General features: G+C 33.9%; 13 protein-coding genes and 4 tRNA genes. 11 read left to right on the top strand and 6 right to left on the bottom strand.

What is annotated here, in order from left to right:
- Window positions 1-353 precede the first annotated feature (353 nt).
- Window positions 354-2072, top strand: coding sequence for an FAD-binding oxidoreductase (locus B5D15_RS12230; protein ID WP_078697402.1), 1719 nt, complete (start codon window positions 354-356; stop codon window positions 2070-2072).
- A 19-nt stretch (window positions 2073-2091) separates the two neighbouring features.
- Here B5D15_RS12230 and B5D15_RS12225 read toward each other — a convergent pair whose 3' ends face one another.
- Together B5D15_RS12225 and pgsA are read right to left on the bottom strand one after the other, a co-directional pair.
- Complete coding sequence (locus B5D15_RS12225; protein WP_078697401.1) at window positions 2092-2970, bottom strand: DMT family transporter; 879 nt, start codon at window positions 2968-2970, stop codon at window positions 2092-2094.
- 268 nt (window positions 2971-3238) lie between these two features.
- Entirely contained in the window at window positions 3239-3754 is a 516-nt protein-coding gene (gene pgsA, locus B5D15_RS12220; protein WP_078697400.1) for a CDP-diacylglycerol--glycerol-3-phosphate 3-phosphatidyltransferase, read from the bottom strand.
- Between the two features lie 327 nt (window positions 3755-4081).
- Between pgsA and B5D15_RS12215 the strand changes: the two genes are divergently transcribed.
- From B5D15_RS12215 to B5D15_RS12190, 6 genes are all read left to right on the top strand, one after another.
- Entirely contained in the window at window positions 4082-5467 is a 1386-nt protein-coding gene (locus B5D15_RS12215; RefSeq protein WP_078697399.1) for an NAD(P)/FAD-dependent oxidoreductase, read from the top strand.
- 9 nt (window positions 5468-5476) lie between these two features.
- Entirely contained in the window at window positions 5477-6763 is a 1287-nt protein-coding gene (locus B5D15_RS12210) for an adenylosuccinate synthase (RefSeq protein WP_078697398.1), read from the top strand.
- A 128-nt stretch (window positions 6764-6891) separates the two neighbouring features.
- Window positions 6892-6966: transfer RNA gene (locus B5D15_RS12205), tRNA-Glu, on the top strand.
- A 4-nt stretch (window positions 6967-6970) separates the two neighbouring features.
- Window positions 6971-7046 (top strand) — tRNA-Val (locus tag B5D15_RS12200).
- 4 nt (window positions 7047-7050) lie between these two features.
- Window positions 7051-7127, top strand: a tRNA-Asp gene (locus tag B5D15_RS12195).
- A gap of 3 nt (window positions 7128-7130) precedes the next feature.
- A tRNA-Thr gene (locus tag B5D15_RS12190) sits at window positions 7131-7206 on the top strand.
- A gap of 35 nt (window positions 7207-7241) precedes the next feature.
- Here B5D15_RS12190 and B5D15_RS12185 read toward each other — a convergent pair.
- A complete protein-coding gene (locus B5D15_RS12185) occupies window positions 7242-8225 on the bottom strand; it encodes an ATP-binding protein (protein WP_078697397.1) in 984 nt (327 codons plus the stop codon).
- Complete coding sequence (locus B5D15_RS12180; protein ID WP_078697396.1) at window positions 8215-9144, bottom strand: DnaD domain protein; 930 nt, start codon at window positions 9142-9144, stop codon at window positions 8215-8217. Before B5D15_RS12180 ends, B5D15_RS12185 begins: the two co-directional genes overlap by 11 nt.
- A gap of 179 nt (window positions 9145-9323) precedes the next feature.
- Between B5D15_RS12180 and B5D15_RS12175 the strand changes: the two genes are divergently transcribed.
- Window positions 9324-10703, top strand: coding sequence for a LysM peptidoglycan-binding domain-containing M23 family metallopeptidase (locus tag B5D15_RS12175; protein WP_078697395.1), 1380 nt, complete (start codon window positions 9324-9326; stop codon window positions 10701-10703).
- 13 nt (window positions 10704-10716) lie between these two features.
- On the opposite strand, the gene B5D15_RS12170 is transcribed toward B5D15_RS12175, so the two are convergent.
- On the bottom strand, window positions 10717-11919 hold the full coding sequence (locus B5D15_RS12170; protein ID WP_078697394.1) for a S8 family serine peptidase: 1203 nt from the start codon (window positions 11917-11919) through the stop codon (window positions 10717-10719).
- 160 nt (window positions 11920-12079) lie between these two features.
- Between B5D15_RS12170 and B5D15_RS12165 the strand changes: the two genes are divergently transcribed.
- On the top strand, window positions 12080-12268 hold the full coding sequence (locus B5D15_RS12165; protein WP_078697393.1) for an FmdB family zinc ribbon protein: 189 nt from the start codon (window positions 12080-12082) through the stop codon (window positions 12266-12268).
- 20 nt (window positions 12269-12288) lie between these two features.
- Here B5D15_RS12165 and B5D15_RS12160 read toward each other — a convergent pair whose 3' ends face one another.
- Complete coding sequence (locus B5D15_RS12160; RefSeq protein ID WP_078697392.1) at window positions 12289-13176, bottom strand: selenium metabolism-associated LysR family transcriptional regulator; 888 nt, start codon at window positions 13174-13176, stop codon at window positions 12289-12291.
- Window positions 13177-13401: 225 nt separating this feature from the next.
- Here B5D15_RS12160 and B5D15_RS12155 point away from each other — a divergent pair, with 225 nt between their 5' ends.
- Window positions 13402-14688, top strand: coding sequence for a UDP-N-acetylglucosamine 1-carboxyvinyltransferase (locus B5D15_RS12155; protein ID WP_078697391.1), 1287 nt, complete (start codon window positions 13402-13404; stop codon window positions 14686-14688).
- A gap of 57 nt (window positions 14689-14745) precedes the next feature.
- Window positions 14746-15537: an MBL fold metallo-hydrolase gene (locus tag B5D15_RS12150; protein WP_078697390.1), complete on the top strand. Its 792-nt coding sequence runs from the start codon at window positions 14746-14748 to the stop codon at window positions 15535-15537.
- Window positions 15538-15542 lie beyond the last annotated feature (5 nt).

Raw genomic sequence — 15542 nt, 5'->3', positions numbered from 1 at the left:
TAATCATACTTTTGAGTGTTTTCAATAATTGGGAGCTTATCTACTTGGAGTTTTTGATATTCTTTCTTAACAGGTTCATCCAACTTTTTAGTAATGCTCTTACCTGTTAAGGCAATGAATAAATACATGACAACATGTTCTAAAAACTTAATGTACGTTAACAGATAAATATTAATTTCGCTCATAACTTGTACCTACCTTTCTTGTTTAGAAGTTTGTTTTTCAAGTTATAAATTACCTCAAAATAGGGAGGGGGTGCAAGTTATTATATAAAATTTAATCAAATCAAGGGGTTAAGGTAAAAGTTTAACTAAAAGCTTTTACAAAACCAGAAATTTATTAGGGGGGAGATTATGAAAAATGATTTTATACCTGATTGGTTCCATGAAGCACCACCAGAGGGTTCCTATAGGTCTATATTAAAGTGGGGAGATCCTAATGAATTTAAGCACCCAAATAAAAAGTTATATGAACTAATGAAAAATGTATTTAATATGACTGATGAAGATTTTACAAAAAAGCAAAAGATGGGCCTTGAAAAGGTATCCTATGATAAAAAAATAAACCTGACTCCAAATCAAATTGAAAAACTAACTAAAATAGTAGGTGAGGAAAATGTAAGGCTTGATGAATATTCGAGGCTTCAGGTTGCCTACGGAAAGACAATGATAGATTTAATGCGTCTTAGGGAAGGTATAGTTGAGAATGTTCCAGATATAGTTATTCATCCAAGAAGTAAAGAAGATATAAGAGAGATTGTAAAGTATTGCAATAATGAAAGGATACCTGTTTATGTTTATGGAGGAGGATCATCAGTAACAAGGGGTGTTGAGTGCGTAAAAGGCGGAGTATCCCTCGATATGAGGGTACATATGAAAAGGGTTTTAAAATTTAATGAAATAAATCAGACGATTACGGTAGAGCCTGGAATGTCAGGACCGGATCTTGAAAAGACTCTGAATAATGCCCAAAAGCTCTTTGGAGCAAAAAGAGCTTACACCTGCGGCCATTTTCCACAATCTTTTGAATATTCCTCTGTTGGAGGATGGGTTGTTACAAGAGGGGCAGGTCAAAATTCTACCTATTTTGGGAAGATTGAGGATATGGTAATTTGTCAGGAATATGTAACACCTGTTGGAGATATAGTAACCGATGAGTATCCTGCAGTTGCAACAGGACCTTCAATAGATGAGATAATGATGGGAAGTGAGGGAGCCTTTGGAATACTTGTATCTGTAACATTAAAGATTTTTAGATATATGCCTGAGAATCAAAGAAGGTTCAGCTATATATTCAAAAATTGGGAGGATGCTAAAAATGCTGCCCGAGAGATAATGCAGGGACAGTTTGGTTATCCATCGGTATTTAGACTATCTGATCCTGAAGAAACCGATGTTGTAATGAAACTTTACGGAGTTGAAGGAACAATAATTGATAAAATTATGACTCTAAGAGGATATAAACCTATGGAAAGATGCCTTCTTCTTGGTTTTACAGATGGAGAAGCTTTATTTACAAAGGTTGTAAAGAAAAATATACATAAGATATGTAAAAACTACGGAGCTATGTACACAACAGGATATGTAACAAAGGGATGGGAAAAGGGAAGGTTTAAAGATCCATATATGAGAGAAGATCTTCAGGATTTTGGAATTATGACAGATACGCTTGAGTGTGCAGTATCCTATGATAATATGCAGTATGTTTATGAGGGAGTAAGAAACTTTTGCAAGAGCAGGCCTAATACTGTATGTATGACACATATATCTCATTTTTATCCTCAGGGTGCTAATCTTTATTTTATATTTATAGCTAAAATTAATGAGATTCAGGAATATCTTGATTATCAATATGGAATTCTTGATAATATTCAAAAATACGGAGCAGCTATGAGCCATCATCATGGCATTGGCAAAATGACGGCACCCTGGCTTGAGGGACAGATAGGTAAAAATCAAATGGAGGTATTTAAAGTTTTAAAAAGACACTTTGACCCTAATAATATTATGAATCCTGGAGGAACATTAGGGCTTGATATTGATGAAGATAAAAAAAGGTTTTTAAAAAAATAATGCAGGATATTTCCTGCATTTAATTTTTTTGGCATATATATACTCCTGTGACTATAAGAAGTGCTGTTAAAAATTTTACTGGAGATATTGTCTCTCTAAGAATTAATGTTGAAAGTATTATAGAAAATATAGGAACTAGGTTAACGAATATTGCTGTTTTAGATGGCCCGATTTGCTTTATGGACATTTGCTGTACAAGGTAGCCTATAACCGATGGGAATATGCTCATGTATATGCTTGCAATATATGAATAGTAAGGGATTGTGCCTATAAGTCTCCAAGGAGCTTCATATATTACAAATGGTATTAAAAATATGCTGCAAAAAAGAAAGCTGTAATATGTAAGTATCAAAGGGGAATAGTATTGCATTACTTTTTTGCTGTAAACGGAATAGCTTGCCCACATCAAAACTGCAATAAGCATCAAAATATCGCCTTTATTAAAGGATAAATTTATTAATATTGACATATTTGCATTGGTTATTGTTAGAAATACTCCTACAAAGGAAAGTATAATACCAAATACCCTTTTTGAATTAATTTTGTCTTTTAAAAAAACGATACAAAGGATTGCTGTAACGAGAGGATTTGTTGCAGCGATAATAGAAGAATTTATGGCTGTTGTGTATTTTAGAGCGTTAAAAAAGAACACATGATATCCAAACATTCCAACAATGCCTGTAAAGGTGAAAACGGGGATGTCTTTTTTAGAGAGTTTAAATTGTGTGGGTTCCTTTTTTTTAACAACAAAATAAAGTATTAAGCTTGCAAGGGAAAACCTTAAAAAGGTTAAAGTAAAGGCAGGAATATATGGTGCTGAAAGCTTTCCGGCAATAAATGCTCCAGCCCAAAAGATGGTTGACATAATCATTAATAAATATATTTTTTTGTTATCCATTTTAACCCCCCCAAAAAACTATATAAGGAAATATAATTATGAATGTTATTTATATTTAGCTGCTATCATTCTCAAATCATAATTACTTATTATAATTATAAATCATATATAAATTAGTGCATATATTTGCATATGTATAAAAACATATGCAAATAATTCTATGTAAAGTTACTTTTATATAAACTTTATATTTTTGACTAAATTGTTTTGATAGTGGTAACTTTTAAACTGCAATTTATTAATATATTGTTAAAAAATAAAATGTGAATTATAGGCTGCTTTTTATATTTAAAAAATGCTTTAAATAGTTTACAAAAGCCAAGACGGCAGATACGAGAGTTAAATAAAGCAGGTATGTACCTAAAGTTTTGTTAAATATCAGCATAAAAATTGAAATATAAAAAAGTATAGTAGCGGTTTTACCGTAATGGTTTGCAGGTAAAACCCTTTCATATTTATAAAGGTTGATTCCTCCGATTACCATAATCAGCTCTTTTATTAAGAAAGGGAATACAATCCAGTGAGGTATTATATCTTTATATGCAAGGCAGAATAATACAGTAAGAGTCATGAATTTATCAGCAAGGGGATCTAAAACTGTGCCTATTTTTGTAACGAGGTCATATTTTCTTGCTATATAACCATCAAGCAAATCAGTAATACCTGCTATAAAGAATATTATCATAGATAAAAAAAATGAGTAATTCATATTTGAAAAGTAAATAATACAAAAAACGGGAATAAGGAGGAATCTAATTAGAGTTAAAAAATTAGGAACGTTCATATATACCTCCAAATTAAAATTATTAATACCATTATTATAAGGTATATTCATTAAATGTAAAAGAGTTTGAATTATGAACATGCTAATCATTTATCTTATTTTTAGCATTTTATATTTTTTTATAACAGTTATAAATTTTGTTTATATATAAAAGTTTTAGAAGAAATCTTTATATAGTTTTTTAGAGATAATATTATCTTCAAAATATGTTTCTATAATCAAAATCCGAAATAAATATTAAAATTTTAAATAAATGTTCGTAAAATATTTGACTGTAGGGATTAGCTTTGATAGTATAAATATGTGACCTTTGAAAGGAGGTATAGTATGGAAAAATATGATGTTATAATTGTAGGGGGAGGTCCCGCAGGAATTTTTACGGCTCTTGAGCTTATTCGTGAAAATCAAAATCTTAATATTCTTTTGCTTGAAAAGGGAAGAAGCATAATAAATAGAGGATGTCCAATAAATTCGAGCGATAAGAAATTAAAATGCCAGCACTGCGATCCCTGTGCTATAGTTTCTGGATGGGGAGGGGCAGGAGCTTTCAGCGATGGAAAGCTAACCCTTACAACGGAGTTTGGGGGAGTTCTTGATGAATATATCGATAAATCAGAACTTGAAAGTCTTATAGATTATGTTGATAAAATATATCTCGAATTTGGGGGACCGCAGGAAGTACATGGAGATATAACCCCTGAAGTTGAAAATATAATGAAAAAGGCTGCAGCTGCGGATTTGAAATTTATACCAGCGAGAATAAGACACCTTGGAACGGATAATTGTTTTAACATATTAAAGGATATGGAAGTATATCTTAGGGAAAGAATAGATGTAAAAACTCTTTGTGCTGTTAAAAAACTTATAGTTGAAAAGGGTGTTATATGCGGAGTAGAAACAGCTGATGGGGAAGTTTATAACTCTGACTATGTAGTTGTATGCCCAGGAAGAGAAGGCTCCGATTGGTTTTCAACTGAAGTTGAAAGGCTCAACATTGAAGTTACTACAAATCCGGTAGACATAGGAGTCAGGGTTGAGTGCCCTGCAATAGTAATGAAGGATATTACTGATGCAGTTTATGAATCAAAACTTATATACTATACAAAATCCTTTGATGATAGAGTCAGAACCTTTTGCATGAATCCCTATGGAGAAGTTGTTGTTGAAAATAACAGCGGCATCAATACAGTAAATGGTCACAGCTATGCAAACAAGAAGTCAAATAATACAAACTTTGCTCTTCTTGTAAGCAAGAACTTTACAAAACCTTTCCGCTCGCCAATAGATTACGGTAAGTATGTTGCAAGCCTTGCAAACATGCTTGGAGAGGGAGTTATAGTTCAAAGGCTTGGAGATCTTTTAGAGGGAAGAAGGACAACTGAAGAAAGACTAAAAAGAGGTCTTATTGAGCCTACCCTAAAGGATGCTACTCCGGGAGATTTAAGCCTTGTTCTTCCTTACAGGTTCTTAAAGGATATAATTGAAATGCTTGAAGCATTAGATAAGATTGCCCCAGGAATATATTCAAAGCACACTCTTTTATATGGAGTTGAAGTTAAGTTTTATTCAATGAGATTAAAGCTCTCTAATGTTCTTGAAACACAGATTAAAAATCTCTTTGCAGCCGGCGATGGAGCTGGAGTTACAAGAGGTCTTGCACAGGCATCGGTATCAGGTGTCATGATAGCAAGAGAAATATTAAGAAGAATTTGAGGTGGTAATATGTCAGGTGTTGTTGTAATAGGAGCTCAGTGGGGAGATGAAGGAAAGGGAAAAATAACCGATTTTTTAGCTGAAGGTGCTGAAGTTGTTGTAAGATATCAGGGTGGAAACAATGCAGGTCATACTGTTGAAGTTGAAGATAAAAAATATAAGCTTCATCTTGTGCCATCAGGAATACTTTATGATGATAAGCTTTGTATAATAGGTAATGGTGTTGTTATAGACCCTAAGGCCCTTCTTGAGGAAATAGAATATCTTGAAGGAGAAGGGGTAAAAGTTACTCCTGAAAAGCTTGTTATAAGTGACAGGGCTCATGTTATAATGCCATATCACAAAATAATCGACGGCCTTTCAGAGAAAAAAAGAGGAAAATCAGATATTGGAACTACAGGAAAAGGAATAGGACCTTGCTATACAGATAAACATGAACGTTCAGGAATCAGAATGTGCGATTTATATCATGAAGATGTTTTTAAAGAAAAGCTAAAACAGAATATAGAAGTTAAAAATAGAATTATATGTGAAATATATGATGGGGAACCTTTGAGCTTTGATAATATATATGATGAATATATGGAATATGCAAAAAGGCTTAAGGACTTTGTAGTAGATACTTCTGTTGTTTTATATGATTCTATAAAATCAGGTAAAAAGGTACTCTTTGAAGGAGCTCAGGGAACGCTTCTTGATATAGATTATGGAACATACCCCTATGTAACATCATCCCATCCAATATCAGGAGGGGTCTGCATAGGAGCAGGGGTTGGGCCTACAATGATAACTAATGCAGTTGGGGTATGTAAGGCATATACTACAAGAGTAGGTAAAGGACCATTTCCAACAGAATTGTTTGATGGGATGGGAGACTATATAAGAGAAAAGGGATTTGAGTATGGAACTACAACAGGAAGAGCAAGGAGATGCGGATGGCTTGACCTTGTTATTTTAAAATATGCTGCAAGAATATCAGGTCTTACAAGTCTTGCAATAACAAAACTTGATACTCTGTCAAATATTGATAAAATAAAGGTTTGCACAGGCTATGAACTTGATGGTAAAGTAATAGACTACTTCCCTGCATCCCTTGAAGATCTTGGCAGATGTAAGCCTGTATATGAGGAATTTGACGGATGGGACAGCTCAATAGAAAAGGCAAAAACCTTTGAGGACCTTCCGCAGAATTCTAAGATATATCTTAAAAAGATTGAGGAGTTTACAGGCGTTAAGGTTTCAATAGTTTCAGTAGGCCCTGCAAGGCATCAGACAATAGTTATTAATAAGATGTAAGGCAGCAAAAATCGCTGCCTTTTTCCATATATTTCTTAAAACAAATTTAATAAAAATGTATTGACAGTAAACTGTTTTTCTTGTATTATATAAAAGTGTCAGGCGCCAAAAGCCTGAAGAAATAATGTGGCCCCTTGGTCAAGTGGTTAAGACATCGCCCTTTCACGGCGGTAACATGGGTTCGAATCCCGTAGGGGTCACCACTTTGGGAGCATAGCTCAGCTGGGAGAGCATCTGCCTTACAAGCAGAGGGTCATAGGTTCGAGCCCTATTGTTCCCACCATATTGGCCCAGTAGCTCAGTTGGTTAGAGTGCCGGCCTGTCACGCCGGAGGTCGAGGGTTCGAGCCCCTTCTGGGTCGCCATTTGCCGGCTTAGCTCAATCGGTAGAGCAACTGACTTGTAATCAGTAGGTTATTGGTTCGATTCCGATAGCCGGCTCCAAAATTAAGACCTTGCAGTTTGCAAGGTCTTTTTCATTATCTTTTTCTATTTATATTTTTCATAATTCTTATATCATCACCAAAGAACTCAAATACAGTAAAAAGCCCGAAAATTCTTGAGGTTAGTCTGTCTGGATAGCATTGGTTAAAGCTTTCTATAGGTATGTTGGTCGATATTATCATCTTTTTCTTTTTAAGAAGTCTATTGTTTATTACGTTAAAAAGTTCAGTCTGTGCAAAGGATGTATTCTGTTCTGTTCCTAAATCATCGATTATTAAAAGATCGCAGTCAAAAAGCTCTTCAATAATATCAGAAGGGGTATTTTCATCGAAACGGGCACGTCTTAAAGTCTCTATAAGCTCAGCGGCTGTCTGATATATTACTACCTTGCCCATATCGAGAAGTTCCTTTGCAATGCAGTTTGACAAAAATGTCTTACCAAGTCCTGATTTACCGAAAAAGAACAGGTTCTCATAGGAAAAGTCAAAGTTTTTATAAAAGCTTATACATTTTGCATATATCTGCTGCATATTTTCTTGCGGGGAAATATCATGCTCGCTGTCCTTTTCTCTTGAATAAAGTGAAAAATCGAAGGTATCGAAGTTTTCGTATCTTAAAATATCCTTTAGGTTTGACTGTTTATAAAGGCTATCGATTAGTTTTTGCTTAAAGCATGAACATTTTTCATTTCCAACGTATCCTGTATCCTTGCATTTACTGCATTTATATTTTATTTCAAGATAGTCTACAGGATATCCGTTTTCAACGAGTATTTCAGCCTTTTCCATTTTAAGGTCTGTAATTTTTTTTCTCGATTCTGTAATGAGTCTGTCAGCATCTATACCCTTAAAAATAAGAGAAGCTAATTCAAAGCCTATTTTAGAAATTTCCTCATCGATTTCTTTTACCCTTTTGAATTTACTATATATTTCTTCCTGGCGTTTTCCTTGTTCTGACTTTGCCTTTTCTTGAAGGTGGTCGTATTCTTTAAATATTTCTGATATATATTTATTTTTCATTTGAACCTCCCCTTCCTAAAAGCTGTCTTTTAAGCTCAGCCATATCATATTGGCTCTCAAAGTTTTGGCCTTTATTAAAAGGCTGGGGCTTTTTCTTTGTTTTTTTAGAAACTTTATTTATATCTTCAATTTTTTTAATTCCGTTTTTATACCAATCTGAAAGTATAGCATCTATATAGCTGAAGTTTCCTTCGTTTATCCTCATAATGCATATCCTGCATGCCTCAAGGATTACATCCATAGAAAATCCCATTTTAAATATCCATTTTTCCATGAATTCTTCCTGAGGTTTTGATATATCCGAATCCTTAAGACCTATATAATTAGCTATTGTTCTATATTTACTCCACTTATCTTCATGGATTTTGATATGTTTTTGTGCATCTTCTATTGATTTTATGCCGCTGTCATGCCAGGCAATTGCTACTTTTTCTATATATCTTATGTCCGTTTTTTTTCTTGCTGTGCAGTACTCAACAAGAAGAATGACAACCTCGGGAGTAAAATTAAAATCCTCTAAAAAGCTCATATAGGTTATCATTTCCTTTGAATAAAGAGGTCTTCCTATCAGCTTTTCAATATGTTCGAACATATCCTTTGTAAAGCCATCGAAAAAAAGATTGCTGCCTTTGTTTGAGGTTGAGTTTTCATCTAAAAATTCAACACTTCCATCGTTTGATAAATGTAAAATACCTTTATCTTCCCAATACTCAAAAGCTTTGATTACATCTGTCTGAAGAAGGTTAAGCTTTGATGCTATATCTTCAAGACTTATTTCAATATTAGATAGAGCACATCTTAAACAAATAATATATACCTTTATGAATTCACCCTTAGCTTCAGGAAGATATTTATCTATAAATTTATTATCAATAGGAGTAAATTCCATTTTGGGTAAATTGAATTTTAAGTTTCCCATAATAACACTCCTTAAGAATCTGTATTATTATTATATCAAAAGGTGTATATACCCTCAACAATGGTACTTGTTATATTTATTTCAAAAGTCGAATATAATAATAACATACTTATACATGCTTGCAAAATAGAAGTTTTTAGTGTATAACTAAAATGTAGAATAAAAAAGGAGGCGATTGGGTGCAATTTAAAGCTAAATTTAATTATAGAGCATTTTTTGCCTATCTTGACAAAATTCGGCGAAATTTTAGTACTGCGGCATTAATAGGTATTATCTCTGGAATCCTTATTGCTATATGTACATACAATATATATCAGGTCAAAGCTTCTTCATATCTTATTAAGGTAAACAATAAATCTATAGGATATGTTAAAAAATTAAGCGATGTCAAAAGTATGCTTAATTCCATTAAATCCACCGAAGGAGAGGAAGCAATAAAATCTATAAATTATACTAAGACTTTAGAGCCGGTTAAAAGCCTTTTAGCTGCAAATGAAGCTGAAAAGGCTGTAAGGTATGCGTTAGGACTTAAAGTTCAAGCTGTTGCGATTTTTGCAAATGATATTGAAGTTGCAAAGGCCTATGACAAAAACTCAGCAGATAAGATTATTAAAAGTGTTAAAGAATATTATTATCCAAAGCTCTCAAATGGGACATGTGAGATACTCTCAAGCAATATAAAAGAGCAGATTACCTATAAAGATGTTTTAGCTGAGCCTAAAGAGATTTTAGATATAGATGATGCGGTTAAGAAAATAGTTAATGGAAGAGGGCTTGAAAAGACCTATACAGTAAAAAAAGGCGATACTATATGGGATATTGCTATAAAAAACAACATGATGCTTGAAGAATTAAAAGCGGCAAACCCTAATATTAATATTGATAAAATAGATATAGGTCAGGAAATAAAACTTGCGGTAAACCAGCCCTATGTAAATGTTGAGATAGTTGCAAAGATTAAGGATAGAGAAGAAATCCCTTTTGATACAAAGGAAGTTGAGGATAAGAATTTATCAAAGGGAGCAAGAAAGATAAAGGTTGAAGGGAAAAACGGACTTGCAGATTTAGAAAAAGTAGTTACGTTTTTAAACAGCGATACTTTAGATGAAGATATTGTAAAATCAACGATAATTGAGCAGTCAGTAGATGAGGTAGTTGCAGTTGGAACTAAGGTTTCAACTTATGTTGCAACAGGAAGATTTATAATGCCCTCAAGAGGATATATATCTTCAAGGTTTGGCTACAGATGGGGAAGGATGCATGAAGGAATAGATATAGCAGCACCTCGTGGAACTCCTATAATTGCATCAGATTCTGGGAAAGTTACCTTTGCTGGATGGAGAAGCGGATATGGTTATTGTGTTATGATAAATCATGGAAATGGTTATCAGACATTGTATGGGCATGCGAGCAAGCTTTATGCAAAGGTTGGACAATATGTTAAAAAAGGACAAAAGATTGCAGCGGTTGGAAGTACGGGGCGTTCAACAGGACCCCATGTTCACTTTGAAGTAAGACAAAACGGAGCTTGTAAAAATCCATTAAAATATATAAAATAGGACGGTTCCCGTCCTATTTTATTATCTTTTCAAATATGAATATCCCTTTTCCCTGAGAGTATTTATTGTCCCCAATGCTTAAAGAAGAAAGACAAAGAATTGATTTTAAATCTGATGGCGTAAGATTTGGAGTTTTTTCAAGAATGAGGGCGCACACCCCAGATATTAATGCGCAGGATATGGATGTTCCAGACATTGATGTATAGGGGTTTTTTATATCCATATCTGCTTTGCCTAAGGGAGTATAATGTGTATTTGAGGATAAGGATGTTATGTTTGAGCAGGGAGCAATAATATCCGGTTTTAAAGAACCATCGAGAAGGGGTCCTCTTCCTGAAAAGGAAGATACTGTGAAATTTTTTAATATATTATTGCTGCAGACTGCACCTCCAACAGTTATAACTTCCTTCATATTTCCGGGGAAATAAATGCTGTAAGGCTGAGGCCCAAGGTTTCCTGAGGGGGCAACAACAGTTATATTCATTTCTAAGGCTTTTTTGATTATGTCTTTTAAAGGATTTATTTTCATATCATTTAAATAAGGGAATTCAAAGGGAAGGCAGATAATCCTAAGGTTATATTTATCTTTAATAGAAAGCATAATATCTATTGCTTTTATTATATCTGACATAAAACCATGCCCTGATGAGTCAAAGGCTTTAATCATACATATTGATGAGTCAGGTGCGATTCCTGAGTAAAAATTATTTGACATAAATCCGCTTGATGCTATACATCCGCTTATGAATGTTCCATGGCCATTATCGTCATAGGGTTTTAAGCAGCCGTTTATAAGGTCATTAAAATAAGCAATTCTGTTTTTGCTGTTTATTAAATCAGGATGAGGGAAAACGCCGGTATCTATTATGCCAATACCGATTCCCTTGCCTGTTAGATTAAATTTTTTTGCATGATTTACTCCAAGGACATTGTTTGAGTTGTTAAGGCAGAGAGTGGCTTTATGATCAAAGCATATAAATGGTACTTCGGGCATTTCAGATAATTTATCAACAAAAGCAGGAGAAAGTTCACAGGAGATAGCTTTTACGTGTTTATATTCATATTTTATTTTGCCGCTGCCGTATATTATTTTGTTTTTTATTGATTTTGCATCATCTCTAAAACATACTATTACTGGTATTTTCTTTTTTGATAAGGTTCTCATGTAGGGCTTTATGATAGGATCAAATTTATTTATAAAACTAAACAGCTGCATTCTAACACCTCGAAGTATTTATGCATTATATATTATATGCCTGAAAAAATTTTTTGTTACAATATGATTTTAATTGGTTTTTGCCCTTGCTTAGATATAAATATGATATAATTAATATAAAAATGTTATATGTAATAAAATCTACTATGGAGGCGATAAAATGGCATTGATAGATTTTAAATGTAAAGAATGCGGAGAGGAATTTTTTGAAATAGTTAAAAATGAGGATGAAAATATAACTTGTCCGAAGTGCAGCTCTGATAAGGTTGAGAGGATATATAAGGGTAAGTTCTATGGAAAGGGAGGAAGCTGCAGCGGAAGTTGCAGCGGGTGCAGCGGATGCCATTAAAAAAAGCCCAAATGGGCTTTTTATTTTTCTGAAAAGGTTTCTATATGCTTTAAGAATTCCTTTGCTACTGGAGATAGCGGTCTTTTGTTATGAGTTACAACATAAATACCTCTTGTGATGTTTAAATCTTTTATTGAGTGTTCTGATAAAAGGCCTGTTTGAATATAATCCTTGCATGCGATTTGTGAAACTACTGAAACTCCTGCACCAGCCTTTACGAATTGAAGTACAGCTTCAAGACTGCTTACTTCAGCAAAGATTTTTATTTTGTCAAGTTCAATGCCAAGCTGAGATAGTGAATTTTCAAATACTGATCTTGTAGCAGAACCTCTTTCTCTTAGTATAAATCTTTGAGAAAGTAAAAGATCTATTGGTATAACATCAGGAAGGGACATATTGCTGCTTATTATAACAAGTTTGTCTTCATAAACCTTTGAATAGGTAAGTTTTGCATCCTTTACTATTTCACCGACAATTCCAACGTCTGCGTTTCCTAAAAGAATCATGTCCACAACTTCTTTTGTGCTTTCTTCTTTTATGTCATAGTTTACATTTGGATATTTATCATAAAAGGTTTTTAAAAGCTGTGGAAGCAGAAAACGGCATGGAGTTGTGCTCGAAGCAATGGTAAGGTTTCCGGTTATTTTTGTTCCAAGTTCTGAAAGCCTTGCAATTGCAATATTTCTAACGTTTGTTAGATTGATTGCATAATCTAAAAAAACGGCTCCAGCCTGTGTCAGGCGGATTTCCTTGCTGCTTCTGTCAAATAAAACTACTCCAAGTTCCGTCTCAAGAGATGCTATATGAGCGCTGACTGTCGGCTGAGATAAAAATATAGCTTCTGCTGCCTTTGAAAAACTTTTATATTTAGCTACATTTACGAAGGCTTCTATTTGTTTAAAATCCATAAAATCACCCAAACTAATGATACAATATTTTATTGAAATTATCAATATATATTATTATATATTTCTATATTTATTATATGGAAGATTGACAATTAAATACTAACAAAAAAAATAAACAATTTGTCGCATTAGTAGTTGTTAAGTGGTATAATATCAATTATGGATTATAATATGGAAATTTAGACTTTATATAAATTGTAATATGAATAGAAGGATGGGTGGCTAATGGAAAAATTATTGATAGAAGGTGGGAAAAGGCTTTTTGGCAATGTGGTTATAAGCGGTGCAAAAAATGCTGCAGTTGCAATACTCCCTGCAGCAATATTATCTGATGAAGGAATATGCAAAATTGATAATCTTCCTCAAATTGAAGATATATATTGTCTTGAAAAGATGCTTGCAGAAATTGGAGCTTCTATAAAGAAAGAAGGAAAAGACTGTATTATTATTGACCCATCAGGGATAAAATCTCACATTGCAACAGGAGAAGAAGTAAGAAAAATGAGGGCTTCCTATTATCTGATAGGTGCACTCCTATCTAAGTATGGAAAAGCCGAAGTAGTTTTTCCAGGGGGATGTCCTATAGGGGTAAGGCCAATAGATCAGCATATAAAAGGGTTTGAGGCTCTTGGGGCAAAGGTCTTAATAGAGCATGGAATAATAAAAGTATATGCAGAGGAAGGCCTGAAAGGAAGCAGCATATATCTTGACGTTGTAAGCGTTGGTGCAACTATTAATATAATGCTTGCTGCATGCAAGGCTAAAGGGACTACAATAATCGAAAATGCAGCAAAAGAGCCCCATGTGGTTGATGTTGCAAACTTTTTAAATGCTATGGGAGCTAATATTAAAGGTGCAGGTACTGATGTTATAAAGGTTACAGGAGTTGAGCACCTTAAGGGATGTGAATATTCCGTTGTTCCAGACCAGATTGAAGCAGGAACATATATGATAGCAGCGGCTGCAACAAAGGGAGATGTTACCCTTATTAATGTAATACCAAAGCATCTTGAATCAATTACAGCAAAGCTTATTGAAATGGGAGTGGATATTGAAGAAGGGGAGGATACCATAAGGGTTTCCTGTAAGGATAAAACACATGGCGTTAATGTAAAAACCCTTCCCTACCCAGGATTCCCAACAGACCTTCAACAGCCCTTATCTGTGCTTCTATCGATTTCTGAGGGAAGAAGCATAATAACTGAAAATATATGGGAAGCAAGATTTAAACATGTAGATGAGCTGAAAAGGATGGGGGCAAACATTAAAGTTGAAGGCAAAATCGCTCTTATTGAGGGAGTTGAAAAATTATCAGGTGCGGATGTTGTAGCTACGGATTTGAGGGCAGGAGCTGCTATGGTTATTGCAGGGCTTGTTGCAGAGGGATATACGACCATATCGAGTATAAGACATATAGACAGAGGTTATGAGAATATTGAAGATAAACTAAGAGGCCTTGGAGCGGAAATAAAGAGAATAAAAACAGATGAAAGGGAATTTGAGTGTGATTAGACCTGATATTCAGGTCTTTTTAATATTGTTATTTCTCTATGCAGAAAGGAGAATTTTATGGAATTTTGCTCAATATTTAGCGGTAGCAGCGGCAACTGCCTATATGTAGCTTCAGACAGGACAAAGATACTTGTTGATGCTGGGCTTTCAGGCAAGAAAATACAGGAAGGATTAAAAGAAATAGGTATAAATCCATGTGATATAGATGCTATTGTAATTACCCATGAACATGATGATCATATAAAATCAGCAGGAATTTTATCAAGAAGGTTTAATATTCCCATATATGCAAATACTAATACATGGGAAGCTATGATAGATAAATTAGGCGAAGTTAAAAGGGAGAATATAAAGATATTTGACGATTATAATTCCTTTGAAATAGGGGATGTATTTGTAATACCCTATGAAATTCCCCATGATGCTGTAAAGCCTTGCGGATACAGCTTTACAGATGGGAATGTTAAAATTTCAATAGCAACGGATATAGGATATGCAAGCGATAATGTTAAAGAAAATATTAAGGATTCTGACCTTATACTTTTAGAATCAAATCACGATGTTGAAATGTTAAAGGTAGGACCATATCCTTATCCTTTAAAGCTAAGAATATTAGGGGATAAGGGGCATCTTTCAAATGAAGCTGCAGGAAATACTATAGTTGATATATTGAACAGCAAAATAAAGAAAATAATTCTTGGGCATTTGAGTAAAACTAATAATTATCCTCAGCTTGCTTTAAGAACTGTACTTTCAATACTTGAGATGAACAATATAAGGGATGGCAGGGATGTTGATATCGATATTGCACTAAGAGATAAGGTGGGCAGGCTTCAAATAATAAAGTAGGAGGA

Origin of the sequence: Caloramator quimbayensis (assembly GCF_900167605.1) — a bacterium.
Lineage (GTDB): Bacteria > Bacillota > Clostridia > Clostridiales > Caloramatoraceae > Caloramator_B > Caloramator_B quimbayensis.
Note: the sequence above shows the minus strand (reverse complement) of the source record. Positions and strands in the feature narration are given on the sequence as shown.

Bases quoted from the DNA above. Each gene is read 5' to 3' on its own strand.
- B5D15_RS12230 (WP_078697402.1), top strand. From the start codon at position 354: ATGAAAAATGATTTTATACCTGATTGGTTCCATGAAGCACCACCAGAG.
- B5D15_RS12155 (WP_078697391.1), top strand. From the start codon at position 13,402: ATGGAAAAATTATTGATAGAAGGTGGGAAAAGGCTTTTTGGCAATGTG.
- B5D15_RS12215 (WP_078697399.1), top strand. From the start codon at position 4,082: ATGGAAAAATATGATGTTATAATTGTAGGGGGAGGTCCCGCAGGAATT.
- B5D15_RS12210 (WP_078697398.1), top strand. From the start codon at position 5,477: ATGTCAGGTGTTGTTGTAATAGGAGCTCAGTGGGGAGATGAAGGAAAG.
- B5D15_RS12225 (WP_078697401.1), bottom strand. From the start codon at position 2,970: ATGGATAACAAAAAAATATATTTATTAATGATTATGTCAACCATCTTT.
- B5D15_RS12170 (WP_078697394.1), bottom strand. From the start codon at position 11,919: ATGCAGCTGTTTAGTTTTATAAATAAATTTGATCCTATCATAAAGCCC.
- B5D15_RS12185 (WP_078697397.1), bottom strand. From the start codon at position 8,225: ATGAAAAATAAATATATATCAGAAATATTTAAAGAATACGACCACCTT.
- B5D15_RS12180 (WP_078697396.1), bottom strand. From the start codon at position 9,144: ATGGGAAACTTAAAATTCAATTTACCCAAAATGGAATTTACTCCTATT.
- B5D15_RS12160 (WP_078697392.1), bottom strand. From the start codon at position 13,176: ATGGATTTTAAACAAATAGAAGCCTTCGTAAATGTAGCTAAATATAAA.
- B5D15_RS12150 (WP_078697390.1), top strand. From the start codon at position 14,746: ATGGAATTTTGCTCAATATTTAGCGGTAGCAGCGGCAACTGCCTATAT.
- pgsA (WP_078697400.1), bottom strand. From the start codon at position 3,754: ATGAACGTTCCTAATTTTTTAACTCTAATTAGATTCCTCCTTATTCCC.
- B5D15_RS12165 (WP_078697393.1), top strand. From the start codon at position 12,080: ATGGCATTGATAGATTTTAAATGTAAAGAATGCGGAGAGGAATTTTTT.